23 protein-coding genes are annotated in these 26,251 nt (G+C 67.4%); 17 read left to right on the top strand and 6 right to left on the bottom strand.

The window, feature by feature from the left end; all coding sequences use genetic code 11:
• Positions 1-3 precede the first annotated feature (3 nt).
• On the top strand, positions 4-1,626 hold the full coding sequence (locus tag LF41_RS07965; RefSeq protein WP_036168295.1) for an FMN-binding glutamate synthase family protein: 1,623 nt from the start codon (positions 4-6) through the stop codon (positions 1,624-1,626).
• Here the strand turns inward: LF41_RS07965 and LF41_RS07970 are convergent.
• Genes LF41_RS07970 through arsC form a run of 3 tightly spaced genes read right to left on the bottom strand, consistent with a single transcriptional unit; the run spans position 1,623 to position 3,423 of the window.
• The gene (locus tag LF41_RS07970; RefSeq protein WP_036168548.1) at positions 1,623-2,303 is read right to left on the bottom strand and encodes a GNAT family N-acetyltransferase; all 681 of its coding nucleotides are present in this window, start codon (positions 2,301-2,303) and stop codon (positions 1,623-1,625) included. The genes LF41_RS07965 and LF41_RS07970 overlap by 4 nt on opposite strands.
• Positions 2,303-3,058, bottom strand: a complete 756-nt coding sequence (locus LF41_RS07975) for a bestrophin-like domain (protein WP_036168298.1) — start codon at positions 3,056-3,058, stop codon at positions 2,303-2,305. Before LF41_RS07975 ends, LF41_RS07970 begins: the two co-directional genes overlap by 1 nt.
• A 20-nt stretch (positions 3,059-3,078) precedes the next feature.
• Complete coding sequence (gene arsC / locus LF41_RS07980) at positions 3,079-3,423, bottom strand: arsenate reductase (glutaredoxin) (protein WP_036168301.1); 345 nt, start codon at positions 3,421-3,423, stop codon at positions 3,079-3,081.
• Between the two features lie 169 nt (positions 3,424-3,592).
• Between arsC and LF41_RS07985 the strand changes: the two genes are divergently transcribed.
• Entirely contained in the window at positions 3,593-4,141 is a 549-nt protein-coding gene (locus LF41_RS07985) for a hypothetical protein (RefSeq protein ID WP_036168303.1), read from the top strand.
• Positions 4,142-4,192: 51 nt separating this feature from the next.
• Here LF41_RS07985 and LF41_RS17115 read toward each other — a convergent pair whose 3' ends face one another.
• Both LF41_RS17115 and LF41_RS07990 read right to left on the bottom strand, forming a co-directional pair.
• Positions 4,193-4,345, bottom strand: a complete 153-nt coding sequence (locus LF41_RS17115) for a hypothetical protein (RefSeq protein WP_202594027.1) — start codon at positions 4,343-4,345, stop codon at positions 4,193-4,195.
• Between the two features lie 77 nt (positions 4,346-4,422).
• Positions 4,423-5,253 carry a helix-turn-helix transcriptional regulator gene (locus LF41_RS07990; RefSeq protein ID WP_036168550.1) on the bottom strand — a complete coding sequence of 277 codons (831 nt, stop codon included), beginning with the start codon at positions 5,251-5,253 and terminating at the stop codon, positions 4,423-4,425.
• 48 nt (positions 5,254-5,301) lie between these two features.
• Here LF41_RS07990 and LF41_RS07995 point away from each other — a divergent pair, with 48 nt between their 5' ends.
• Positions 5,302-5,697, top strand: coding sequence for a hypothetical protein (locus LF41_RS07995; RefSeq protein WP_152599942.1), 396 nt, complete (start codon positions 5,302-5,304; stop codon positions 5,695-5,697).
• 212 nt (positions 5,698-5,909) lie between these two features.
• Positions 5,910-8,480, top strand: a complete 2,571-nt coding sequence (locus LF41_RS08000) for a TonB-dependent receptor plug domain-containing protein (RefSeq protein WP_036168306.1) — start codon at positions 5,910-5,912, stop codon at positions 8,478-8,480.
• Positions 8,481-8,519: 39 nt separating this feature from the next.
• Here LF41_RS08000 and LF41_RS08005 read toward each other — a convergent pair whose 3' ends face one another.
• Positions 8,520-9,440: a M14 family metallopeptidase gene (locus LF41_RS08005; RefSeq protein WP_036168309.1), complete on the bottom strand. Its 921-nt coding sequence runs from the start codon at positions 9,438-9,440 to the stop codon at positions 8,520-8,522.
• 106 nt (positions 9,441-9,546) lie between these two features.
• Here LF41_RS08005 and LF41_RS08010 point away from each other — a divergent pair, with 106 nt between their 5' ends.
• The 13 genes from LF41_RS08010 (at position 9,547) to LF41_RS08070 (ending at position 26,247) form a co-directional block, all read left to right on the top strand.
• The gene (locus LF41_RS08010) at positions 9,547-10,434 is read left to right on the top strand and encodes an NHL repeat-containing protein (protein WP_161786939.1); all 888 of its coding nucleotides are present in this window, start codon (positions 9,547-9,549) and stop codon (positions 10,432-10,434) included.
• A 111-nt stretch (positions 10,435-10,545) separates the two neighbouring features.
• Positions 10,546-12,174: a TldD/PmbA family protein gene (locus LF41_RS08015; protein WP_036168315.1), complete on the top strand. Its 1,629-nt coding sequence runs from the start codon at positions 10,546-10,548 to the stop codon at positions 12,172-12,174.
• Positions 12,175-12,192: 18 nt separating this feature from the next.
• Positions 12,193-13,527, top strand: coding sequence for a TldD/PmbA family protein (locus LF41_RS08020; protein WP_036168318.1), 1,335 nt, complete (start codon positions 12,193-12,195; stop codon positions 13,525-13,527).
• Positions 13,528-13,540: 13 nt separating this feature from the next.
• Positions 13,541-14,257, top strand: coding sequence for a DUF4159 domain-containing protein (locus tag LF41_RS08025; RefSeq protein WP_202594028.1), 717 nt, complete (start codon positions 13,541-13,543; stop codon positions 14,255-14,257).
• A gap of 13 nt (positions 14,258-14,270) precedes the next feature.
• Positions 14,271-15,266 carry an AAA family ATPase gene (locus tag LF41_RS08030; RefSeq protein ID WP_036168321.1) on the top strand — a complete coding sequence of 332 codons (996 nt, stop codon included), beginning with the start codon at positions 14,271-14,273 and terminating at the stop codon, positions 15,264-15,266.
• A gap of 13 nt (positions 15,267-15,279) precedes the next feature.
• Positions 15,280-16,191: a DUF58 domain-containing protein gene (locus tag LF41_RS08035; RefSeq protein ID WP_202594029.1), complete on the top strand. Its 912-nt coding sequence runs from the start codon at positions 15,280-15,282 to the stop codon at positions 16,189-16,191.
• A complete protein-coding gene (locus LF41_RS08040) occupies positions 16,188-17,309 on the top strand; it encodes a BatA domain-containing protein (protein WP_036168324.1) in 1,122 nt (373 codons plus the stop codon). Before LF41_RS08035 ends, LF41_RS08040 begins: the two co-directional genes overlap by 4 nt.
• On the top strand, positions 17,306-19,429 hold the full coding sequence (locus LF41_RS08045) for a hypothetical protein (RefSeq protein ID WP_052116253.1): 2,124 nt from the start codon (positions 17,306-17,308) through the stop codon (positions 19,427-19,429). The genes LF41_RS08040 and LF41_RS08045 overlap by 4 nt, the downstream gene beginning before the upstream one ends.
• Complete coding sequence (locus LF41_RS08050) at positions 19,426-21,276, top strand: hypothetical protein (protein WP_036168327.1); 1,851 nt, start codon at positions 19,426-19,428, stop codon at positions 21,274-21,276. Before LF41_RS08045 ends, LF41_RS08050 begins: the two co-directional genes overlap by 4 nt.
• Positions 21,277-21,328: 52 nt before the next feature.
• The gene (locus LF41_RS08055) at positions 21,329-21,718 is read left to right on the top strand and encodes a BlaI/MecI/CopY family transcriptional regulator (RefSeq protein ID WP_036168330.1); all 390 of its coding nucleotides are present in this window, start codon (positions 21,329-21,331) and stop codon (positions 21,716-21,718) included.
• A complete protein-coding gene (locus LF41_RS08060) occupies positions 21,718-23,211 on the top strand; it encodes a M56 family metallopeptidase (protein WP_036168333.1) in 1,494 nt (497 codons plus the stop codon). Before LF41_RS08055 ends, LF41_RS08060 begins: the two co-directional genes overlap by 1 nt.
• Positions 23,212-23,268: 57 nt before the next feature.
• On the top strand, positions 23,269-24,651 hold the full coding sequence (locus LF41_RS08065; protein WP_161786940.1) for a serine hydrolase domain-containing protein: 1,383 nt from the start codon (positions 23,269-23,271) through the stop codon (positions 24,649-24,651).
• Between the two features lie 252 nt (positions 24,652-24,903).
• Positions 24,904-26,247 (top strand): sigma-54-dependent transcriptional regulator, encoded by a 1,344-nt coding sequence (locus tag LF41_RS08070; protein WP_152599944.1) that lies wholly within the window; start codon positions 24,904-24,906, stop codon positions 26,245-26,247.
• Positions 26,248-26,251 lie beyond the last annotated feature (4 nt).

Below are 26,251 nucleotides of genomic sequence, written 5' to 3' on the forward strand. Positions count from 1 at the left end.
TGCATGAGTCGCTACTTCCTCTACATCGCCAGCCTCATCCTCACCGTGATCTTCGGTGTCGCCACCCTGCGCGACCCCACCTGGGCCTGGGCGCTGATCATCGCCGCCGGCGTGGCCGCCATCGGCACGACCGACCTGCTGCAGAAGAAGAGCACCCTGCGCCGCAACTACCCGGTGCTCGCGCATTTCCGTTTCGGCCTGGAATCCATCGGCCCGGAGATGCGCCAGTACTTCATCGAATCGGACATCGCCGAAACCCCGTTCTCGCGCCAGCAGCGCGCACTGGTCTACCAGCGCTCGAAGAACGTGCGCGACACGCGTCCCTTCGGCACGCTGCATAACGTCTACGACGTCGATTACGAATGGATCAACCATTCGCTGTCGCCGGCGTCGATCGCGTCCGACGACTTCCGCATCGACATCGGTCCCGATTGCGCGAAGCCCTATTCGGCCAGCGTCTTCAACATTTCCGCGATGAGCTGGGGCGCGCTGTCCGCCGCGGCGATCCGGGCATTGAACGAAGGCGCGCGGCGCGGCAAGTTCTACCACGACACCGGGGAAGGCTCGATTTCGCCGTATCACCTGGAGAATGGCGGCGACCTGGTGTGGGAGATCGGCTCGGGTTACTTCGGTTGCCGTAACGCCGAAGGCGGTTTCGACCCCGACAAGTTCGCGGTCAACGCGCAGCGCGAGCAGGTGCGCATGATCGAAGTGAAACTCTCGCAGGGCGCCAAGCCCGGCCACGGCGGCGTGCTACCGGGCGCGAAGGTGACGCAGGAAGTGGCGGACACGCGCGGCGTCGCGCCGGGCGTGGATTGCGTTTCGCCGGCGAAGCACTCGGCGTTTTCCACGCCGATCGGCTTGCTGGAATACGTCGCGAAGCTCCGCGAGCTCTCCGGCGGCAAGCCCACCGGCTTCAAGCTCGCGATCGGGCACCCGTGGGAATGGTTCGGCATCGCCAAGGCGATGCAGGAAACCGGGTTGCTACCGGATTTCATCGTCGTGGATGGCGCCGAAGGCGGCACGGGCGCGGCGCCCTCGGAGTTCATCGACCACGTGGGCGTGCCGATGCACGAAGCGTTGATGCTGGTGCACAACACGCTCGTTGGCCTGGACTTGCGCGACAAGATCCGCATCGGCGCCGCGGGCCGCATCGTCAGCGCCTTCGACATGGCCAAGACCATGGCGATGGGTGCCGACTGGTGCAACGCCGGGCGCGGTTTCATGTTCGCGCTGGGGTGCATCCAGTCGCTGTCGTGCCACACGGACAAATGCCCGACGGGCGTGGCGACGCAGGACTCGCGCCGCTTCAAGACGCTGGATCTCGCCGACAAGGCCACGCGCGTCCACAACTTCCACCAGAACACGATGCACGCGTTGCGCGACCTGCTGTGCGCCGCGGGCCTCGAACATCCGAGCCAGCTCGGGCCCGAACACATCCTGCGCCGTGTCTCGCCGATCGAAGTGCGTTCGCTCGCGGCGATCTACCGCTTCCTCACGCCCGGCGAGTTGCTCAGCAAGGTGCCCGAACACGCGGTGTTCAAGCAATTCTGGCACGACGCGCGTAGCGATACGTTCGATGCGCCGGCGAAGGTCAGCGCGATGCGGATCGGCAAATCGATCTAGCTGTCGTGCCGGATGGACCAGAACCCGATGTCGCGCCGCAGGCGGAACCCGACCCGCTCGTACATTTCCTTCGCGCGCTCGTTCTCGTGGCTGACATGCAGGAAGGGCTGGATGTTCGAGGCGATGAGATCATTCGTCAGGAACGCCATCAGCCGGCGCGCGTAGCCGCGGCCGTTGCAGTCGGGGTGCGTGCACACCGCGCTGATCTCGCGCGTGGTGGTGGAACCCAGGCGTTCGCCGATCATCGCCGCGAGCTGGCCGCCTTCGTAGATGCCGTAGTAGCGGCCCATCTCCATCGTGCGCGGGCGGAAGTAGTGCGGGTAGACGATCGCGGTGAGCGCGAGCACGTCGTCGCGGTGCTCGATGCCGAGCGGCATGATCGGCGGGCCGTCGACGGCGGGCAGCGGCGCGTCGCACACCATCTGCGCGAGCGGCGGGTACTCGTGCAGTTTGGTCCCGCGCACGTGCCTGGGCGCCTTGCCGAGCAGGTAGACGGTTTCGACCGGTGCGATGAGGGCGTCGAACGCATCGTCGATGTCGCTGGTTTCGTCGGGCACGGCGAGGAAAGGCGCGTACGCCGACGGGTAACGCAACGCCACGCCCGATTGCACCGCGATGCCGTGGTGCAAGGTGCGCAATGCGGCGTGGATGGGATTGTCGAGGTCGTCCATGGCCATCAGAGTCCGGAACGGATGGCGCCGCGGGCCTGTTCGAAGGCCTCGGGCCCGACCGTCAACAGCCCCGCGAACGGACGCGAGAGGTCGAAGATCATGTACAGCACCAGCCCCGAGTAGATCGCGTACGCGCCGACGATCGCCAGGTGCGTGCGCGACGTCGAGTAGATGAATGTCAGGCCGCCGATCAGCGCGAGACCGGAAATGGCCGCGAACCAGAATTCGAAGGGCACGCGCGAGGCCGACTGGTAACCGCGCACCTGGCGTTGCCGCTCGATGGTCCACAGATCCGATTGCATCGCCTCGACGAGCGCGGATTCGCGGCCCGTGCCGGGCGAGAGCGACAGCACGGCCGCCTGCAAGGCGCGCGCCGCGACCCAGCCGGCGCCGCTCACTTCGCCCGTGGCCTCCTGCGCGGGCCAGTCCTGGTCGACCACCGCGTCGATGTAACGCGCGGCCGCCGTTTCCACCGCGGGCGCGCGGTAATCGCGGGCGAGGTAGTACACGTGTTCGACGGCGGCTGCCTCGGTGCGCAGCACCGCGCGCAGGTCGCTCGCCTGCGCCACCACGTGCCCGAAGACCAGGCCGAGGATCAACCCGTGCAACACGCCCAGCCGATTGGCGATGTCGCGCGCGAGATCCCGCGTTTCCCCGACGTGCTCCGCGCCGTGGCGCCGGCGCATCCACGCGGCGGGCAGGGCGGCGACCAGGAAGGCGACCAGCACGAACCCCGCGGCGATTAGGAGGCTGACCCACATGCTCGGAAGGTTACACCCGCTCAGAGGAGCTGCAGGACGTTCTCGATGGGGCGTCCGATGACCGCGCGGTCGCCGCGGACGAAGATCGGGCGCTCGATGAGGATCGGATGTGCGTGCATCGCGGCGATGAGTTGCTCGTCCGTGACGGACGGATCGGCCAGCCCGAGTTCCTTGTAGGCCTCCTCGCCGGTGCGCACGAGGGCGCGGGCGGGTTGGCCGAGCTTGCGGACGATCTCGCGCAGTTCGTCCACGCTCGGCGGTGTGTCGAGGTAAGCGACGACGTCGGGTTGCACGCCGTGTTCGGCGAGCAGGGCGAGCGCGCCACGGGACTTCGTGCAACGCGGATTGTGGAAGTAGGTGTCCATGCATGCCTCCGGATTCCAGTATCAGGAAGGATAACTGCGGCCGCTTGCACACTGAATACGCACAACGCATCAAAAGCGTGTTGTGCGCGTGAACTTCGCGCGATAACGTCGGTCAACGGCTTGGGGAAGCCACCGGGGAAGTACGATGCAACGGGGATTGGTTCTTGCGATGGCGCTGCTCTGCACGGGCGGCACGGCTTTTGCCGCCGACACCACCGAAGTGGTGATGGACAGCCGTTACTCCAGCGACGGCGGCTTCCTGCCCGCCGTCAACGCCGCGCGCGACGCCGCGGCCGGCTACGCGCTCTCGCGCGCCATGCTGACCAACGTGCTCGCCAAGCATTGCAGCGGCGTGGACATCGCCCACGCCCTTCGCGCGGACGAAGCCCGCAACCGCTGGTGGCAGCACAACTCGGACACGGTGGGCGCGGCCAAGGCGTACGTGCAATTGCAGCGCGCCATCGTCCAGGTGAAACAGGGCGAAGCGGCCGGCACGCAATACCGCGACGGCGTCATGGCCCAGGCCAAGGCCGACGCGATCGCGACGATGGAATCCTGGTTTCCGGAAGGCGAGCAGGACGGCGCCACCTGCGACAAGGTCGTCGACGAGTATTTCGCCGGCACGCGCGACATCAACCGCAGCGAAGAATTCGGCACCGTGCTCGGCCGCCTCGAAGGCGACATGCAGGCCTACAAGGACGCACAGCGCACCGAGTGAGGTGGGCCGCTCCCGACCCCTCTCCCGGAGGAGAGGGGCTCGAACGGAACGTCAGCCTTCCTGCTTCGCCGACACGTGCGCTTCCTTCAACTTGGTCGCGCATTCTTCGCAACACACTTCGACGGTCTGGCCGCCGATCTTCACCTGGATGGCGTTTTCGTCCAGGGGGTAATCGCAGGCGGCGCAAGTCTTTTGCGGGGACATCGTGATCTCCGGTGGGCATACCCGTAGCGGGTAGGCGTATTGCACCGCGCAGGGGTCTTGCCGCGCTTTCGGAATCTTTAGCGACGCAGCGCGCTTTGCCGGAATTCCGAAGGCGAGCGGCCGTACACCTGCTGGAAGGCCGCGCTGAAGTGACTGTGGCTGGAGAATCCGAGCGACAGGCCCAGCGTCGTCAGGTCATCGACTTCGCTCAGCAGGTCGAGCGCGCGCGCCAACCGCAGACGCAGTTGATAGCGATACAGCGGCATGCCTTCGACCATCTGGAAACTCTGCGTGAGATACACCGGCGACACGCCGACTTCCGACGCCACGCCCGCCAGCGTCCAACGCCGCGCGAGGTCGCGCATCAGCACGAGCTTCGCGCGATCCACCAAGCGTTGCCGCCCGACGCTGGATGCCGCCGCATGCGTCGTTCGCGGTCCGATCGCCCGCTGCACCAGCGTCAGCGCGAGGCTCTCGCCTTCGAGCGGTTCGGCGATGCCTTCGCGCAGGCTGTGGCGGAGCAGGGCGACGAGCACCTGCGCGCGTGCGTCGATGCGCAGGCGATGCAGTCGGAAGGCGAGCGCATCGCCTTCGCGCAGCAGGTGCGCCGGCGCGATCTCGCGCAGCAGCGCTTCGTCGACCGAGACCACGAGGCTTGCGTCGCCGCCGGGGTTCGGGTGGCTCACGCGGTAGCTTTCGCCGCGATTGAAGAACAACACCTGGCTCGCGTCGGCCACCGCTTCTTCGTCGCCGACATGCACGACGTAGGTCCCGCGATACGGGAACACGAGCTCGGTCACGGCCGAACGCTCGGCCTCGCTCAGATGCCGATGCGTGCCGGCGCATGCGACCTCGCGCACCGCGAGGGTCGGGGTCTGCAACAGCAGGCGGGTGTCGAACTCGGACATCGCGCGCATCGTGCGCTATCGTCGCGGCCTCGGACAATGGAACCCGGCATGCAACGGATCTTCGGAACGCTCCTGCTCGCGGCGCTTCTCACCGCCCCGGCCGCCCACGCCAACGACCTGGCCGTCATGAAAGAGGACGGCATCCAGTACGCGCTGACCGACGAACGCAGCTTCTGCGCCGAGGGCGAGAACGCCATCCGGCAGTCCGCCGACGGGTTGGAGCGCCGCGCAGGTTGCTACACGCTCGACCCCACGACGGTGCACGTCCGCTGGTCCGACAACACGGTCGAGTCGTTCAACATCAAGCGCTTCAGGGCCACGCCCTTCGCGCTGCGCCAGGCCGAGAAGGAACGTCGGGCGAAGAAGGGTGGCGACCGCTACGAAACTCCAGTGATCGAGCGTTCGATCCCGGTCATCCCCGACCTGCCGCCGGTGACGAACTGACGTAGGAAGTTGCGCTGCCCTGCACAAGAAAGCCGCCCTCGAGGCGGCTTTTTTTGTCCTGCAGTGCAGCAGAAAACGCTTTCTTTGCCCACTCGTCGGCAAATCGGGCCCGTTTTGTTATCACGACGTTAAAGACTTTGTTACAACCGGGTTGCGGTGGGACGAGCCGCCGCCGGCCATCGGCCGCCACATGTAGGAAAGGGAGATCGTGCATGGCGTTCGTAGCAGACAAGCGTGGACTGAAGTGGTCGGCACTCGCGATCGGACTGTCGCTCGCGATGACGGCGCAGGCCCAGGATGCGGGGGCGGGGACCGGAACGGCTGCCGCGGACCAGGAAGCATCGCGGGAAGCCCCGCAAACGCCGGCGCAGCTCGACACCGTGCAGGTGCTCGGCTCCCGTGCCCGCGGTCGCACGGCCGCCGAAACCGCCGCGCCGGTGGACGTGATCACCAGCGAACAATTGCGCCAGGCGGGCGTGCAGGAAGTGGGCCAGATCCTGCAGATGCTCGAACCCAGCTTCAACTTCTCCCGCACCTTCGTCAGCGACGGTACCGACATCCTGCGCCCGGCCACGCTGCGCGCGCTCGGGCCCGACCAGGTGCTGGTGCTCGTCAACGGCAAGCGCCGCCACCAGCAGGCGCTGGTGAACGTGCAGCAGACCATCGGCCGCGGTTCGGCGGGCACCGACATCAACGCGATCCCGATTTCCGCCATCGACCGCGTCGAAGTCCTGCGCGACGGCGCGTCCGCGCAGTACGGCTCCGATGCCATCTCCGGCGTGATCAACATCGTGCTGCGCCAGCAGACCGACGCCACGCTGATGAATTTCGAAGTGGGGCAGACCTACGAAGGCGACGGTCGCGTGCTGCACGGCGGCGCCAACACCGGTTGGAAACTCGGCGACGGCGGTTTCTTCAACCTCACGGGCGAATACCGCGACCGCGAGGAAACCAATCGCGCGGGGCCCGACCTGTTGCGCGTGGATCCGCCGCGCGTCACGCAGCGCCTCGGCGATGCGGACGCGAAGGACATGTATTTGTGGATGAACGGCGAACTGCCGATGGGTGGCGGCGAGCTGTACTGGTTCGGCGGGCTGTCGCAGCGCGAAGGCGATTCGTCGGGCTTCTTCCGCACCGGCGGCGACAACCGCACCGTGCCCGAGCTGTATCCGAACGGCTTCCTGCCCAACATCATCACCACGGTGAAGGATTACTCGCTGGCGGTGGGCTACCGCACGCTGCTCAACGAGACGTGGGACATGGATTTCTCCGTGGTCCACGGCAACAGCCAGTTCGGGTTCGAGGAACGCAACTCGGTCAACGTGAGCTGGTGGTACGAGCCGATCGATCCGCTCAATCCGGCCGCCGGCATCTACGGCCAATCGCCGGTGGAAGCCGACACCGGCACGCTGGAATTCACGCAGACCACCGTCAACCTCGACTTCCGCGGCAACATCGACTGGGGCATCGGCAACAGCCCGCTGTCGCTGGCCACCGGCGCCGAATGGCGGCAGGACGGTTACGCCATCGAAGCCGGCGACCCGGTGTCGTACATGTACGGCCGCACCGACAACCGCGGCATCCCGATCCTCGGCCAGACCGGCGACATCGCGCAGCCCGGCATGCAGGGCTTCCCCGGTTTCTCGCCGCGCGAAGCGGTCGACGAAAGCCGCCACAACTGGGCGGTGTACGTGGATGCCGAATCCAACCTGACGAGCGACTTCCTGCTCGGCGCGGCGTTGCGCTACGAGGACTACTCGGACTTCGGCACCACCGTCACCGGCAAGCTCTCCGCGCGCCTGGACATGAGCCCGACGTTCGCGATCCGCAGCACGGTGTCCACCGGCTTCCGCGCGCCGGGCGTGCAGCAGTTGTTCTACGGCCAGCGTTCGACCAATCTCAACGCCGCCGGCGTGCTCACCGACACGCTCACCGCGCGGCAGGACAGCGACGTCACGCGCGCGTTCGGCATCCAGCCGCTGAAGGAAGAGGAATCCACCGCCTTCACGCTGGGCCTGGCGTGGCGACCGAACGAGAAGTTCGCGCTGACCGTCGACATCTTCCAGATCGACATCAACGACCGCATCATCTTCTCGAGCAACATCCAGCCCGAAGACCCCGCGACGTGCGGCCCGGCGAACGCCGGCTGCCCGATCCGCGCGGTGCTCGACCCGATCGGCGTCGGCCAGGTCCTGTTCTTCACCAACGCCATCGACACGAAGACCGAGGGCGTCGACATCGTCGCCGACTACAACACGGACTTCTACGGCGGCTCGCTCGACCTCACCGCGTTGATGCACTGGAACAAGACGGTGGTGAACAAGCGCCACTCCGACTCGACCGTGCTCGCGCCGCAGGTATTGTTCGACGACACGCAGGTCACGCTGGTGGAGGAAGGCCAGCCGGCAGCCAAGCACGTGTTCCAGGGCTTCTGGAAGAAGAACCAGTGGGAGTTGACGCTCCGCGAGAACTACTTCGGCTCGGTGTCGGGCGAAGGCTTCACGCCGGGGCTGAAGGAAACCTGGGGCGGCAAGTGGCTGACGGACGTCGCGGTCGGCTACAACTTCAGCGACAACCTGCGCCTCACCGTCGGCGCCAACAACGTCTTCGACGTGTACCCCGACAAGTGGGATGCGGGCGTCACCAACCCGAACGACCCGCAATTCGGCGTGTCGCCGCAGACCAACGTATTCCCCGCGCTGGGCTTCATCTACGGCTGGGAAACGATGCCCTTCGGCATGAACGGCGGGTACTACTACGCCAAGCTGGACTTCAAGTTCTAAGCAAGTCGAATGAGAAGGCCGCCGAAAGGCGGCCTTCTTTCATGCGTTGGCCAATGCGAAATCGATCGCGGCCCTGACAGCAGCCACCTGCGCATCGTTGCACTGCTGCGCGGTGGCCTTCGGGCTGTCCGGGTACACCTCGGTCGTCGTGCGGTAGCGCGCGTTCGTGATCGACGGGCACAGCCCGAGTGCGCGCAACGGATAATTGATCACGCCGTGCGCCACCACCGGCGAGCCGATGATTTCGTTCTTCGCATCGGGCGGCGCGATGTGCGTGACTTGCTCGACCGCCGCGATGATCGCCTGCTGGAACGCGGGCTGCGGGTCTTCGGTATCGCCGACGAGATAGAAGCCGTCGGGAATGCCTTCGGCCTCGAAGGGCTTGCCGTCGCGCGCGGCGAGGGCGGGGCGGAATTCGGATTCGTCGCTGTCCGTCGTCTCGTGCAGGTCGATGTGCACCAGCACCTTGTCCTTCAGCGGGGCGATCATCTGCAACAACGCCGCCGACTCGTCGGACGGGCTGTTTTCGCGGAACGAACGATTGGGGTCGACCGCCTTCGGGTTCCAGCGATGGATGCGCTCGTACGCCCACGGGCTGACGCACGGCACCACGAGCAGGTTCACGCGTCCGGCGTAACGCGCCGCATGCTGTTCGAGGAATTGCAGCGCGCCGTGCACGCCGCTGGTTTCGTACCCGTGCACGCCGCCGGTGACGAGCACCGTCGGCAGCGCTTCGTTCCAGTCGCGCGAACGCACGGCCAGTTGCGGGAATGATTCTTCACCATAGACCAGCCGCCCGTACTCGCTGACGTGGAAACGCGAACGGAGGCGGTCGACGCGCGCGACGACATCGTCGGCATGACTGCGGTGGCGCACCTGGCGCGAAAGCCAGGCCAGCTTCTCGGATTCTCCCCAGGCCTGGCCGGGCGTTCCGATGGGATAGAAGGGTTCGGGGGTCATGGGGGAAGTCGTACGCGGCGCGGAACGTGGCACTGTACGGCAAGGCGTGCATCCGACGCCTGCGCGCGTGCGTAACTGCGACACCATCGACGATCGGGAGCGCCTCATGCAGACCTTCGTCAGGACCCTCGTCGCGGGCTTGCTGCTGTGCCTGGCGGCCAGCGCCTTCGCCCATCCGGGCGCCTCCATCCACGTGGCTGTCGATGGGCGCGTGTTCTTCGTCGACACGGGCGGCGGTGTTTTCGTCGTCGGGCGCGATGGGAAGCGGGTCAAGCAACCGGGCCCGGCGTTCCACTGGTTCGCACTCGACGAGGCCTCGGGGCTGGCGAAGACACGCTGGCCCGCCATTCCGGGCGCCGAAATCACGGCGGTGGGCACGCGGCCGACGGTCGTGCTGTCGAGCGATTTCCCCGTCGCGGTGGGGGCCGATGGCGCCTTGTATTACCCGCGTCTGCGGGGCGGGACGCAATTCGAACTCGTGCGCGTCGCGCCCGCCGGCACCCTCACCGTGCACGCGCGGTTTCCCGCGATGAAGCGCTCCGATGGTGACTTCCAGTACGTCAACGGGCTGGCGGCGACGCCCGATGGCGCGTTGTATTTCACGCACGATCGCTCGGTGCATCGCATCGATGCGAAAGGCCGCGTCACGACGATCGCGCGCGACGTGGTCGTGCCTGGTTGCGCGCGCATTCCCGGCGTGGAGCCGCAAGTCGGTCCCTACCTGCGCGGGCTGGACGTCGCACCGAACGGCACGGTGTTCGTCGCGGCCGCCGGCTGCGGTGCGGTGCTGATGATTTCACCGAAGGGCGTCGTCACGCCGGTCCTGCGCGCGACCCCGCCGTATTCGCCGACCGCGGTCGCCGTGGCGAAGGGCGAGGTCTTCGTGCTCGAGTACCTTCACACGGTCGGTGACGACCGCACGCAGTGGTTGCCCCGCGTGCGGAAGATCACGACGCAGGGCACGGTCGAGCTCGTGGTGCGCGGCACGCGCTGACTTGCGCTGGCCTGGAACCCCCGTCTAGCCCATCGGTCATCTTGACCTCCCACCTCACGGCTGCGCACAGTCGGCGGGGTTTCGGGAACTCATTTCCTCGGGGAGTCAGAGATGGATAGACGTACGTTCCTCACGATGTCCGGTCTCGGCGTCGCCGGGCTGGCGATGCCCTTCGGCCGCCTCATCGCCGCCGAGGCGCTGGTGGGCACGATCGACGTGGCAAAGAAGAAGGCGCTGGCCGATGCCGCGCTGCAGGCCGCCACTTCCGCGGGCGCCTCGTATTGCGACGTGCGCATCGGGCGCTACCTGCGCCAGTTCGTGATCACGCGCGAGGACAAGGTCCAGAACGTGGTCAACACCGAATCCACCGGCATCGGCGTGCGCGTGCTCGTCGACGGCGCCTGGGGTTTCGCGGCGACCAACGCGCTGAACACGCAGGGCGCCGCGAAGGCTGCCCAGCAGGCCGCCGCGATCGCCAAGGCCAATTCGAAGATGCAGACCGCGAAGGTGCAGCTGGCGAAGGCGCCGGGCGTGGGCGAAGTGGCGTGGAAGACGCCGATCTCCAAGAACTCGATGGAAGTGCCGATCAAGGACAAGGTCGACCTGCTGCTCGGCGTGAACGCCGCGGCGATGAACGCGGGCGCCGACTTCGTCAACTCGATGCTGTTCCTCGTCAACGAGCAGAAGTACTTCGCCTCCACCGACGGCAGCTACATCGACCAGGACGTGCACCGCATCTGGGCGCCGATGACGGTCACCGCCATCGACAAGGCCAGCGGCAAGTTCCGCACCCGCGACGGCTTGTCCTCGCCGATGGGCATGGGCTTCGAGTACCTCGACGGTGCGCAGTCCGGCAAGTTCGTCTCGCCCAACGGCGTGACCAACTACGGCCTGTCCTACGACATGAAGGAAGACGCCATCGCCTCGGCGAAGCAGGCGCGCGCCAAGCTCACCGCGCCGTCGGTGAAGCCGGGCAAGTACGACCTCGTGCTCGATCCTTCGCACACCTGGCTCACCATCCACGAGTCGATCGGCCACCCGACCGAACTCGACCGCGTGCTCGGCTACGAAGCCAACTACGCCGGCACCAGCTTCGCGACCCTCGACAAGCGCGCCAACAAGTTCAAGTACGGCAGCGACAAGGTCACCGTCGTCGCCGACAAGGTGCAGAAGGGGAGCCTGGGCGCCGTCGGTTACGACGACGAAGGCGTCAAGACCAAGCGCTGGGACATCATCAAGGACGGCACGCTGGTCGATTACCAGACCATCCGCGACCAGGCCCACATCCTCGGCAAGACCGAGTCCGACGGTTGCTGCTACGCCGACTCCTGGTCGAGCGTGCAGTTCCAGCGCATGGCGAACATCTCGCTCTCGCCGGGCAAGGACAAGCTCAGCGTGGCCGACATGATCAAGGACGTCGAGAACGGCATCTACATCATCGGCGACGGCTCGTTCTCCATCGACCAGCAGCGTTACAACGCGCAGTTCGGCGGCCAGCTGTTCTACGAAATCAAGAACGGGCAGATCACCAAGCAGATCGAGGACGTCGCCTACCAGATCCGCACGCCGGAATTCTGGAACGCGTGCGTGGGCGTGTGCGACGACAGCGACTACCGCCTCGGCGGCTCGTTCTTCGACGGCAAGGGGCAACCGGGGCAGGTGTCGGCGGTCTCGCATGGTTCGAGCACCGCGCGCTTCAACGGCATCAACGTCATCAACACCGCCCGCAACCTCGGCTGACCTTCGGAGAACACCCAGATGAGCATCCTCAACGAAGAACAGGCCAAGGCGATCCTCGACAAGGTGGTGAAGTTGTCGAAGGCCGACCAGTGCACGGCGCAGCTGACCGGCTCGGCCGACGGCAACATCCGTTTCGCGCTCAACAACATCTCCACCAGCGGCATCGTGGAGGACACCGAACTCGCGGTCGAAGTGGCCTTCGGCAACCGCGTGGGCGTGGCGACGATCAACGAGTTCGACGACGCCGCGCTCGAACGCGTCGTGCGCCGTGCCGAAGACCTCGCGCGCCTGGCGCCGGAAAACCCCGAGTTCATGCCGGCGATCGAGAAGCAGACGTACAAGGCGACGCCGACGTTCAGCGAATCCATCGCGGCCATCACGCCCGAATTCCGCGCGCAGGTCGCGGCCGATTCGATCGCGCCGTGCAAGAACGAGAAGCTGATCGCCGCGGGCTTCCTCGAAGACGGGCAGAGCTTCGTCGCCTTCGCCAACAGCAAGGGCAACTTCGGTTACCAGCGCGCGACGAGCTTCGACTACACCTGCACCGTGCGCACCGAAGACGGGCGTGGTTCGGGCTGGGTGGGTCGCAACGTGAAGGATGCCGGCGAGTTCAAGGCGGACGACGACGTCCGCGTTGCGATGCGCAAGGCCAGCGAATCGGCCGACGCCAAGGCGCTGGAACCGGGCAAGTACACGGTGATCCTGGAACCGGCCGCGGCCGCGGGCCTGATCTCCTTCATGATGAATTTCTTCGGCGCGCGCGAGGCCGACGAAGGCCGCAGCTTCCTGTCGAAGAAGGGCGGCGGCAACAAGGTCGGCGAACAGGTCTACGACCCGCGCGTGAACTTCCACTCCGATCCGGCCGATCCGGATGCGCCGGTGTTCCCGTGGGACGGCGAAGGCCTGCCGCGCGAGCGACTGCCGATCGTGCAGAACGGCAAGATCGCCAACATGCAGTATTCGCGCTACTGGGCGAAGAAGCAGGGCAAGAAGGCGAACGCGGAGCCCGGCAACCTGATCATGTCCGGCGGCGACAAGACCACCGCGCAGCTGGTGGCCGGCACGCAGAAGGGCATCCTCGTCACCCGCACCTGGTACATCCGCCTGGTCGATCCGCAGACGGTGTTGCTGACGGGCCTGACGCGCGACGGCACGTTCTACATCGAGAACGGGCAGATCAAGCACCCGGTGAAGAACTTCCGGTTCAACGAATCGCCGGTGATCATGCTCAACAACATCGAGGAGCTCGGCAAGCCGGTGCGCGTGGCCGGTGACGAGTCCTCGCTGATCATGATGATTCCGCCGATGAAGCTGCGCGACTTCACGTTCACCTCGCTCTCGGACGCGGTGTGATCGCAAGGCGCACATGGCGCGCGTCGGCGTGACGCGCGCGCAGTTCCTCCGGCTGCTCCTGCTCGGGGCAGCCGGGGCGGTGTTGCCGCCGCGGGTGCGTGCGGCGCGCGTGGAATACGACTTCTGGCTGACGCGGTTGAAATACGACTCCGGCGACTGGGACGTCGACCAGCGCATGCCGTCGAACCTGGTCACGTCCCTGATCGACTACACCAACCTGCGCGTGGATCCGAAGGAACACGTGCTGCCGCTGGCCGATCCGAAGATGCTGATGGCGCCGTTCTGCTATCTCGCCGGCCACAAGCTGGTGGAGTTCAACCCGCAGGAGCGGCGCAATTTCGAGCGGTACGTGCGCAATGGCGGGTTCGTGTTCGTCGACGACTGCAACCACGACATCGACGGGTTGTTCGCCAAATCCTTCGAAGCGCAGATGGCGTCGATCTTCGGGCCCAGGGCGCTGAAGAAGCTGCCGAACACACACCCGCTGTATCGCAGCTTCTTCAAGTTCCCCGAGGGCCCGCCGGCCACGGGCTTCGAGTTGAACGGGTGGGGCGACGACCTCGTGCACGATTACCTGCGCGGGATCGAGATCGACGGCCGCCTGGGCGTGCTCTACAGCAACAAGGACTATGGTTGCGAATGGGATTACGACTGGCGCAACAAGCGCTTCCTGGCCGAGGACAACACCAAGTTCGCGGTCAACATCGTGATGTATGCATTGAACAGCTGACGGGCGCACGCGCATGAACGACACCTTTTCCGAATCCGACCTCAAGGCGCAACTTGCGCTCCTGACCACGCTGCGCGAGGCCATCGGCCAGGCGATCGTCGGCCAGGAGGAAGTGGTCGAGCAGTTGCTGATCGGCCTGCTCGCCGGCGGGCATTGCCTGCTCGAAGGCGTGCCGGGGCTGGGCAAGACGCTGCTCGTGCGCTCGCTCGGGCAGGCGCTCGCATTGCAGTTCCGCCGTGTGCAGTTCACGCCGGACCTGATGCCGAGCGACATCCTGGGTACGGAACTGCTCGAAGAAGACCACGGCACCGGCCATCGCCATTTCCGGTTCCAGCCGGGTCCGATCTTCACCAACCTGCTGCTCGCCGACGAATTGAACCGCACGCCGCCCAAGACGCAGGCTGCGCTGCTGGAAGCGATGCAGGAGCGCACGGTGAGCTACGCGGGCGTGACGCATGCACTGCCGTCGCCGTTCTTCGTGCTCGCCACGCAGAATCCGCTGGAGCAAGCGGGCACGTATCCCTTGCCCGAAGCGCAGCTGGATCGCTTCCTGCTGCACATCCGCGTCGCGTATCCGAGCGAGCAGGAGGAATACGACATCCTCGCGCAGACGACGGGCGCCGCCATCGCGCAGGTGCCCGAAGTGATGCACGGCGAGGAAGTCCTCGCCCTGCAGGCGCGCGTGCGCGAGGTTCACCTCGGCCCCGACCTGCTTGCATGGATCACGCGCCTGGTGCGCGCGAGCCGTCCGAGCGACCACGCACCGTCCGAAATTCGTCAATGGGTGAAGTGGGGTGCGGGCCCGCGTGCCGGCCAATCGCTGGTGCTCGCCGCAAAGGCGCGCGCGTTGCTGCACGGTCGCCTGGCCGCCACGCGCGACGACGTGCTTGCGTTGGCCGCACCCGTGATGCGGCATCGCCTGTTGCTGTCCTTCGCCGCCGAGGCCGAGCAGAAGAGCGCCGACGACGTGATCGCCGCGCTGTTGCGCAGCGTGCCGTTCAACGCCTGACGACAGGCGCGACGTGCGTGCAGGCTCGACCATCGCCGAACTGATTCCGCCGCAGGTCCGCGCGCGGTTGAAGGATCTGCGTTTGATCTCGCGCCGCGCGGTGGGCGTGCAGGGCGTCGGCTTGCATCACAGCCGCAGCCGCGGGGCGGGGCTGGAGTTCGCACAGTACCGTGCGTACGAACCGGGCGATGAACTGCGCCAGGTCGACTGGAAGTTGTACGCGCGTTCGGATCGCTTCTTCGTGCGGGAGGCCGAACGGGAAAGTCCGCTGGCCGTGTGGTTGCTCGTCGATGCCACCGCGTCGATGGCGCAGGAAGACGCGGCGCGCCCCGGCTGGTCGCGGCTGTCGGCGGCGAAAGGCCTGGCTGCGTGCGTGGCGGAGCTCGCGCTGCGGCAGGGCGATCGCTTCGGCATGGCGGTGTTGCGCGGCGATGGCGTACGCCTGGTGGCGCCGGGGTCGTCGGCGCGGCAGCGCGATCGGTTGTTCCTCGAGTTGCATGGGCTGTCGGCGCAAGGGCGATGGCCGGAAGCCGAGCAATTGCGGCCGTTGTGGGAACGCATCGCGGCGGGGGATCTCGTTGTGTTGCTCAGCGATCTGTTCGACGACGGCGCGGTGGATGTCGCCACGCGCATGGCGGCGGCGCGGCGCGAAGTGCTCGCGATCCAGGTGCTGACGGCGGAGGAGCGCGACTTCCCGTTCGAAGGCGGGCATCGTTTCCGCGACCCGGAAACCGGGGAGGAATTGCTCGGTGACGGGCCTGCGATGCGCGCCGATTTCCTCGCGCGGTTCGACGCCGCGCGCCGCGCCGTGCATGCGCGCCTGGATGCCGCCGGCATTCGCCACGCGGATTGTTACCTCGATCAACCGCTCGATCTTCCGCTGCGCCGCCTGTTCGGCGCGCGCGACGCCGCGGAGTACGCGTGAACCTCGCGTTCCTGCTCCCCGCCGGGCTTGCGGCGCTGGCGGCGGTGTTGCTGCCGCTGCTGATCCACCTTGCGCGACGCAGCGAGCAGCGTCCGACGGTGTTCGCCGCATTGCAGTGGTTGCGGCAGAAGCCCAAGCCGCGGCATCGCATCCGGTTCGACGAATGGCCGTTGTTGCTGGTGCGCGTGCTGCTCGTCGCGCTGGTCGGCGTGTTGCTCGCCAAGCCGGTGTTGTTCGGCGCCGCGAGTCATGCGCCGTACGTTGCGGTCGCGCCGGGTGTCGATGCAGCGACGGCGAAGCGCGTCGACGTGCCGAAGGAGGCACGCTGGCACTGGTTGAAGGAGACGGACGGACCGTTCACGAGCGTGTTGCGGGAACTCGACGCGACGCTGCCGCCCGACGTCGCGCTCACCGTTATCGTCCCCACGCAACTCGATGGCGTGGATGCGCAGATCCCGAAGCTCACGCGCAAGGTCGATTGGCGCGTCGTCGGAAGCCCCTCTCCCTCCGCGAACCGGGTTGTTGAGAAAGCCCGTCAACCGACGCCACTCACCATCCGCTTCGACCCCACGCACGAGCGCGCCGTTCGTTACCTGCGCGCCGCAGCGATCGCGTGGAACGCCAAACCCGACATCGCCCCCGCGACGCAACGCTTCGACTCCAGATCGAGGAACGTTGCATGGCTGGCCACGGGCGCGGTCCCCGCCGACCTCCTGGAATGGACGCGCACCGGCGGCACGCTCCTGCTCGATTCGCAGGCCACCATCGCCGACATGCCGACGCTCGTGCCGCTATGGCGCGATGCGAACGGCACGGTGTTGATCGAAAGTGCCGCGTTCGGCCGCGGCCGCGTCCTGCGATTCACCAAGCCACTCGTTCCCGCGCAAATGCCCGCGCTGCTGGATGGGGATTTCCCGAAGCAGCTTCGCGCGGCCATCGCGCCGGCATCGACGACACCCGCGCGCGTGGCGGCAGCGGACCATGCGCCGACCACCGGCGCCACCGCGTACCCGCCATCGGCACGCGACATCGCGCAGTGGCTGGTGTTGCTGATCGTGCTGGTGTTCGCGCTCGAGCGTTGGATGGCGACCGCGCGCCGGAGCGGGGTGAGCCCGTGAACGCGTTGACGCGCGTGCGCGCCGCGCTCCATGGCGCACGCCGGCGACGCACGATCGACTTCCTGCTGGCGTGGTCCCCGTGGGTCTTGCTGATCTCGGTGCTCCTTTGGCGCCTGCTTGACCTCCGGAGCGCGGCGTTGTTCGTGCTGCCCATGCTCGCTGCACTGTGGTTCATGGCGCGCATCCGCATGCTGCGACTCGACGACGCGTGGCTCGTGCGCGAACTCGACGCGCGCCGGCCCGACCTGGAAGACAGCACGGACCTGTTGTTCGCGCAGCCCGAATCACTGACGACACTGGAGCGCCTGCAGGTCCAGCGCCTGCAATCGCGCCTGGAATCGGGCCCGGTGCCGGATCTGCGTCCGCGCTGGTCGACGCGCGCGATCGCACTCGGCCTCGTGGTTGCGGCCGTGGGCGTCGCCGCGATCCTCGCGTGGCCGGAACGCCAGCCCGTCACGTTCGACAACGTACTGGCGAACATCGGCGTGTCGACCGCGAAGCCGACGCACACGCGCATCGTCACGCAAACGCTCGCCATCGCGCCGCCCGCGTACACCCGCCAGCCGGCGCGCGAATCCGCCACGCTCGACGCCAAGGCGCCGCAAGGCACGCGCCTGCAATGGACGTTGCGCTTCGCGCCGCAACCCGAAGGGGCGGAACTGGTCTTCCACGACGGCCGCCGCGTCGCGCTGACGCGAGAAGGCGATGTCTGGCGCGCAACGGACGTCCTTGCACGTTCCGCGCTCTACCGCGTCGTGTTGCAGGACGCGCCGCCGCTGCAGAAGCAGACACTGCACCGCCTCGACGCCATCGCCGACCGCCCGCCCGAGCTGCGTGTCGTCGCCCCGGACCGCGGTCTGACGCAGATGAAATCCGGGCAACGCGCGTGGTCGCTCGCGTTCGAGGGCAGCGACGATTACGGCGTGTCGCCGAGTGCGCGCCTGCACATCACCATCGCGCACGGCAGCGGTGAGTCCATCGAGTTCCGCGAACAGGAATTCGGCGTCGGTGGCGCGGGCGCGGCCACGTCGAAGCGCTACCTCCGCACCCTCGACCTCGCCGCGCTCGGCATGACCGAAGGCGACGACCTCGTCGCGCAATTGCACGTCGACGACAACCGTGTCCCCGGCCCGCAAAGCGCCCGCAGCGCGAGCGTGATCCTGCGCTGGCCGCCGGACCTCGGCGCGGAAGCGACCGGCGTCGAGGGCATGGTCAAGAAAGTGTTGCCCGCGTACTTCCGCAGCCAGCGGCAAATCATCATCGATGCCGAGGCGTTGCTGAAGCAGCGGCGTGCGCTGGCGAGCGAACGCTTCACCAAGCGCAGCGACGAAATCGGCGTCGACCAACGCATCCTGCGCCTGCGGTACGGCCAGTTCCTCGGCGAAGAAGCCGAAGGCGATCCGCAGCCGCCCCCGACGAACGATCCTGCCGACGCGCATGCGGACGCGGATGGACACGATCATGCGGCGGAGCCGGTGCCGACGGCGCCGACGTTCGGCCAGGAAACCGCGGTGGTCGAACAATTCGGCCACACGCACGACGAACCGGAAGCCGCCACGCTGCTCGATCCGGACACGCGCGCGACGTTGAAGAAGGCGCTCGACCAGATGTGGCAATCGGAGTTGCACCTGCGCCAGGGCCAGCCGCAGGACGCGTTGCCGTATGCGTACCGCGCGCTCGGGTTCATCAAGGAAGTCCAGCAGGCCACGCGCATCTACCTGGCGCGGGTGGGTACGGAACTGCCGCCGATCGACGAGTCGCGCCGCATGAGCGGCGAGCGCGGTGCGATCACGCGCGGCGATGCGTTGGTCGCGGCGACGGCCGCCGACCCTGTGCTGTCCGACTTGTGGCGCGCACTGGACGGTACATCGGCCATCGACTACGCATCGCTCGAACGCTGGCTGCGCGATCATCAATCGCAGTTGCGCGATCCCCTGGCATTCGTCGCCGCCATCGAAGCGCTGCGGGCAGACCCGCAATGCGACCGTTGCCGCCGCGATCTGCGTGCGCTCTTGTGGCCGTTGTTGCCGCGGCCGCCGGCCAACGCGGAACGCCGGGCGGGTGATGATGCGACCTCGCGCGCCTATCTCGATGCCTTGCGCGAGGGGCGTGCGCCATGAACGTCCCGCACGTCGTCGGCGCTGCGCTCGCGGTCATCGCGGCGCTGTCTGCGGCGCGACTGATCGTCCGTCATGTTCGCGCGCAGCCGAAGCGCGCCGCGACGTGGCGAGTCGCGTGCCTCGTCGCGGCCCAACCGATCTGTGCGGCGCTGTTGTATTTCGCGTTGCTGCCGCCGACCACGCCGGGCGAGGCGGGGACGCTCGTGGTCGCGACGGCGAACACGCCGTCGACTGCGTTGGCGAAGGGGCAGGGCGGTGACGCGACCGTCGCGCTCCCCGAATCGCCGCCGCTCGCCGGCGTCGAACGCGTGCCGGATCTATCCACCGCATTGCGACGCCATCCCGGCACGCAGCGCATCCGAGTGCTCGGGGCGGGCCTGGAGGCGCGCGATCGTGATGCGGCGCGCGGCCGATCGGTCGTCTTCGAGCCGAACCCGTTGCCACGGGGCCTGATCCAACTCGATGCGCCCTCGCGCGCGATCGCAGGCGGCGCGTTCCGGATCGACGGGCGTGCGCACGACTTGCGCGGTGGCACGGCTGAACTGCGCGATCCCGCCGGGCAGCGCGTGGATCAACGCCCGCTCACCGACGACGGTCGCTTCGACCTCACCGCGACGACGCGTGTCCCCGGTGCCGCGACGTTCACCCTGCGCTTGCGAGACGCGCAGCGCCGCGTCGTCGAGGACATCGCGGTGCCGTTGCAAGTGCAGGCGCAAGCCGCGCCGCGCGTGCTGCTGCTCGCCGGCGCACCCGGCCCGGAAGTGAAATACCTGCGCCGCTGGGCGCGCGACGCGGGCATCGCGCTGCACGTCCAGCTGTCCGTCGGCGGCGGCGCGCAACTCGGCGATGCACCGATGGCGTTGAATTCGGGCAACTTGCAGCGGTTCGACGTGGTGATCGTCGACGAACGCGCGTGGTCGAGCCTCGGCGACGCGCAACGGGCCGCATTGAATGACGCGATCCGTCAGGGTCTTGGCGTCCTGGTGCGCGTTACGTCGGCACTGTCCGACGCGGAGCAGCGCCGCCTGCGCGCCCTCGGTTTCGACATCGATGCCGGCCGCGACGCCGCGGAGGTCCACCTTCCCGAGCCGCGCCGCGACGAGGATGCATTGCGCGCCCGCATCGGCCCCGGCACGCGCGATCAATCGCGAGCACATGACGCGCCGGTGCCCGAGACGCCCGCACTGACGCGACGCACGTTGCGACTCGCAGCCAACGATGGCGTCGTCCTGCTGCACGACCAGGCGAACGCGCCGCTCGCCCTCTGGCGCGCCGAAGGCCGCGGCCGCATCGCCGTGTGGTCGCTCACCGACACGTATCGCCTCGTGCTGGCCGGCCGCGAAGACCTCCATGCCGAAACGTGGAGCCACGCGATCGCGACGCTTGCGCGTGCGCAGGCAAGCGATCCGATCACGATCGAAGGCGAAACGCGCGTGGGGGAACGCATCGCGCTGTGCGGTCTGTCGCGCGATGCGGTCGTCGCCGCGCCGCATGGCACGAAGACGCCGCTGCTGATCGACCCGACGACGGGTGATCGCGCGTGCGCCGCCTATTGGCCGCGCGAGGCGGGTTGGCATACCGCGACACGCGCTCGCGGCGTGCAGTACTTCCACGTCGTCGCGGCCGACGCAACGCCCGGCCTGCACGCGAATCGGCTGCGCGAGGCGACGCAACGACTGGTCGCCGAGTCGGTCGGCGGATCCAACGCGAAGGCCGGATCCGAGCCACCGCGCATCCCCGGCGCGCGTTGGCCCTGGTGGCTCGCCTGGCTGCTCGCCAGTGGTGCGCTGTGGTGGTTCGAGCGTTCCCGCACGGGTGTCCCGAAAGCACCGCCGCAAGGGGCTTGACACACTACGAAGACGTTAGTACTAATGGCACCGTAGCCAACCGGACGCCACCATGCCCACCACGCCGCATCCCACCGAAGGCGAACTCGCGCTGCTCCACGTGCTGTGGGCCGGCACCGCGCCGATGACCGTGCGCGAGGTGCATGCCGTGCTCTCGCGGCAGAAGGACACCGCGTACACGACGGTCCTGAAGATGCTCACCATCATGGCCGACAAGGGCCTGGTCGTCCGCGACGAAGCGCAGCGCACGCACACCTATCGGGCCGTGCACGCCGAACCGGTGGTGCAGGCCTCGTTGTTGAAGGACCTCGTCCGCAAGGCGTTTTCCGGTTCGGCGACGGCATTGGTGCAACGCGCGCTCGACGACGCGATGGCGAGCCCGGAAGAACTCGACGCCATCGCCAAGCTCATCGCCGACGCGAAGAAGAAGCGCAACGTCTGATGGACGCGCTCGCCTCCCTGCAATTCAGCTTCGCGCCTGCGCTCGCGTGGGCGCTGCTGCATGCGGTGTGGCAGGTGGCGCTGATCGGCGTCGCCGCCGCCTTCGCGCTGCGGGCGATGGCGCGTGCGAGTGCGGCGTCGCGGCATTTCGTCGGCATGGGGTTCCTGATCGCGATGCTGGTCGTGCCGGCGCTGCGGTTCGCACTCGTGTTGCAGGATCCTTCGTCGCTGCACACCGGGTCGTGGTCGCCGATCAATGGGCCGACGTTCGCCGATGCCGGCGCCTTCGTGCGCCAGACCTCGCCGCTCGCGCCGTGGATCGTGGTCCCGTGGTTGTGCGGCGTCGGCGTGATGCTGGTGCGGCATGTCGTCGGATTCCGCGCATTGTCCGCGATGGAACGTGCCCCACATGCCGGATTGCCGCTGCAGTGGCAGGCGCGTGTCGACGCGTTGCGCGGCGCGATGCGCATCACGCGCGCGGTCGCCGTGCACGTCACCGACGCCGTCGTCACGCCGTGTGCCGCGCGTTGGCTGCGCCCGATCGTGTTCGTTCCCGCAGGCTTGCTCGCGCGCGCACCCGCCGATCAACTCGAAGCCTTGCTGGCGCACGAACTCGCGCACATCGCCCGCAAGGATTGGCTGTGGAACGGCGCGCAGTGCGTCGTCGAAACCGTGCTGTTCTTCCATCCCGCGGTGTGGTGGCTCGGCAAGCGCATCCGCCAGGAACGCGAGCACGCCTGCGACGACCTCGCCGTCGGGGCGGGCGGCGATCCGATCGCGCTCGCCGAAGCGCTGGCATCGCTCGCCGCGCAACCCCGCGTCGTCGTTTCACCCACGCTCGCTGCCAACGGAGGTTCGCTCATGTCCAGGATTTCGCGGTTGCTGTCGGTTCCCCCCACGCGTGCGCGGCGCGGTGCGCTCGTCGCGCTCGGGGCGTTGTCGCTCGGCGGATTGCTGCTCGCGGTGCAGCTCGGCCTGGCGGGCGGGCACATGCCCGACCTGGAAGTACGCGCGTCGACCGACGGCCCGCTGCGCGCCGGTGACTATCGGCAGATCTCCGCCGACGGCGTCGACAAGCGCCGCTTCTATCGCATCAGCTTGGACGCGCGGGGCCGCGCGACCGAGGTGTACGAAGAAAACGGCAGCGCACGCCCGATCGACGCGCCGACGCGCAAGTGGATCGACGGCGTCACGCGGCAATGGACGGCGCACGTCGCAGGCCTCGCAGAAATGCCGACGCCCGATTTCGAACGCGCGACGCACCTGCAGGAACTGCTGACGCAGGTGGTGATGCAGGAGGTCGTCGTCGCGCGCGTCGGATCGCCGGCCATTCCCTCCGGTACACCCGTCAACGGCAACGTGCACCTCGATGGCGCACTCGGCGATGCCGACATCGAAGTCGAAGTGCAGGGACCGAAGGGCAGTGCGAAGTTCGGCGTGGTCGCCGATCGCAAGGCGAACGTCTGGACGTTGCGGGAAGTCGTCGCGCGTTGAGTGAATCGCTTTTTTTTCGCCCGCAACTACGAACGTCTTAGTAGACAAGGAATGCACATGAAGAAGACCCTGTTGTGCCTCTCGGTGATGACCAGCGCATGTGCGGCGACGGCCGCCGAGCCGGCGCAGGACGCGACTGCGAACTACGCAAAGGCCGCGCTCGAACGGAACTATGCAGCCGGCGCGCCCGGCGCCGCGCTCCTGGTCGCGCGTGGTGACACCGTGCTGTTTCGCGGCGCACGCGGCGAAGCCGATGTCGCGAAAAGCATCCCGCTGCAACCCGACTCGGTGTTCCGCATCGGATCGGTGACCAAGCAATTCGCGGCCGCCGGTGTGCTGACGCTCGTCGAAGCGGGCAAGGTGCGGCTCGACGATCCATTGTCGAAGTACGTTCCCGACTACCCGAACGGCGCGCAGATCACCGTGCAGGAACTGCTCAATCACACCGCGGGCGTGAAGAGTTACACCGAGCTGCCCGGCTACATGGAGGGTCGCGTGCGCGAAGACCGTACGACTGCGCAGATGATCGACGTGTTCGACGACCTGCCGCCGGATTTCGCACCGGGGACGCAATGGAAGTACAGCAACTCCGGCTACGTGCTCGTCGGCGCGATCATCGAAGCGGCGAGCGGCATGCCGTGGCCCGTCTATCTTGGGCAAGCGTTATTCGAACCGCTCGGGATGCAGGACACCGGCCATGCGAACGACCCGAGGTTCACATCGCGACTCGTGCATGGCTACACCTACGAAGACGGCAAGGTGGCCGATGCGCACGCGATCAGCATGACGCAACCGCATGCCGCGGGCTCGCTGGTGTCCACCTTGGATGACCTGTTGAAATGGAACCGCGCCCTGCACGAAGGGCGCATCCTGCGCGACGCGACGTATCGCCGCATGATCACGCCCGAAGGCGGCGCCAGGCAGCGCGGCTACGGTTACGGCCTCTACACCGACGACTGGCGCGGCCATCCGGTGTTGCGCCACGGCGGCGGGATCTTCGGTTTCGTGTCGTCGTTCGCGTACGTGCCTGGCGACGACATCACCGTCATCGTGCTGGAAAACGACGATGCGCCGGATGCACCGGAAAGCGCCGACGACCTCGCACGCAAGATCGCGGCGGTCGCGCTGGGCGATCCGTACCCCGAAGCCGGCGTGGCCGCCAGGACGGCGACAGTGCCGCGCGGGTTGCTCGAACGCCTGGTCGGCGCCTACGCGCAAGGCGGAATGACGCTCAAGATCAATCTCGTCGGCGATGTGTTGCAAGCGCAACTCGGCGACCAACCCGCGATCCCGCTGACGCCGACTTCGCCAACGGAATTCGACGTCGCCGATTCCGGTGCGACGCTGGAGTTCACGGCGGGGCAGGGCGCTGCAGCGAGCGTCACGATGCGCCAGCGCGGGCGCGCGCTCGTTCTTCCGCGCGTCGTCGGTGGAGACTGAAAGTAACGGAGAGACCGATAATCTCGCACTCGGCGCCCCTGTGGTGCCGCAGCGGCGGAAAATCGAGGTCGATCAAGACGTTTGGAATGTGATGGATACCGGTGCTCACCCTGTTCATGCGACAGGGCATGACCGGCGAAAAGACGTGCGGACGTCCTCAAGGGTGTGCTCCGACGCTGATGCATCGGTGCAACGCGCGAAAGGAGGCATGGCATGCGCTCTTGGTCTGACGCGACGAAATAGGGTCAGGCCGTGCTCGACACCGCGACAGGTCACGCAGGAGCCGCATCGGCGTTCCTCGTCGTGGGCGATTGCAGGCGCGGCGCCGAGGTCGCGTCGATCGTTGCCGGCCTGGACTATCGATGCGTCGTCGAGACCGCGGAATCGGCGCTGCGCGCGACCGGGCTCGCGCGTGCGCCCGACCTGGTGATCGTCGCGACGGACGACGGCAATGCCGCGCAGGCGCTCGCGTGCCTGCGATGCCTGCGGTCCGCGTGGGACGGCGCCCGCTATCTGTTCGTCGCTTCCGAAAGCAGCGAAGCGCTGGCCATCGCGGCCTTCCACGCAGGCGCCGAACGCTATCTCCGCGAGCCGTGGACCGCCGATGCGCTCGTCTCCGAGCTGCGCATGTTGACGCCTGGCGACGCGGAGTGCGCGTGCACCGAGGCGCTGGTCGGCAGCGATCGCTTCGTCGGCCGCAGCAACGCAGTTCGCCAGCTCAAACGCCAACTTGCGCGGATCGCGCCCACCAACAGCACCGTGCTCATCACCGGCGAATCGGGAACGGGCAAGGAAGTCGTCGCGGAGTTGATCCATGCGAACGGGCAGCGCGCCGACAAGCAGCTGGTCTGCCTCAATACGGCCGCGATGCCCGAGTCGTTGGTGGAAAGCGAACTGTTCGGCCACGAGCGGGGGGCGTTCACCGGCGCCGACCGTGCGAGCGAAGGCAAGTTGAGCGCGGCCAACGGCGGCACGGTGTTCCTCGACGAAATCGGCGACGTGCCATTGGCGGTGCAGGCGAAGCTGTTGCGCGCGATCGAGAACCGCGAGATCCATCGCGTGGGGGCCTCGCGCAGCAGTACGCTGGACGTGCGCATCATCGCCGCCACCCATCAGGATCTCGAACAGGCGATCCAGGAAGGGCGCTTCCGCCAGGATCTGTATTACCGCCTCAACGTGCTGCGCGTCTGGATACCGCCCCTGCGCGAACGACCGGACGACATCCCCGTCTTGGTCCAGCACTACATCCGTCGTTTCAACCGCGACCTGCCGCGCACCATCCGCGGGCTGTCGCCGCGCACGATGGAAGCCCTCTGCGCGTATCACTGGCCGGGCAACGTCCGCGAGCTGCGCAACGTGGTGGAAGCGGTGATGGTGAACACCGCGCCCAGCGCCACCGGCATCGTCGACGTCATGCCCGAAGTGATGCGCCGGCTCGCCTTCGCCGTGGGCGCGCCCAAGTCGGAACGCGAACGCCTGCTGCAGGTGCTGCGCGAAACGAACTGGAACAAGAGCAAGGCCGCGGCGCAATTGTGCTGCTCGCGCATGACGCTCTACCGGAAGATGCACCAGCACGACGTGGGGCTGCGGCAGTAGCGCG

Origin of the sequence: Lysobacter dokdonensis DS-58 (genome assembly GCF_000770795.1) — a bacterium.
Lineage (GTDB): Bacteria > Pseudomonadota > Gammaproteobacteria > Xanthomonadales > Xanthomonadaceae > Noviluteimonas > Noviluteimonas dokdonensis.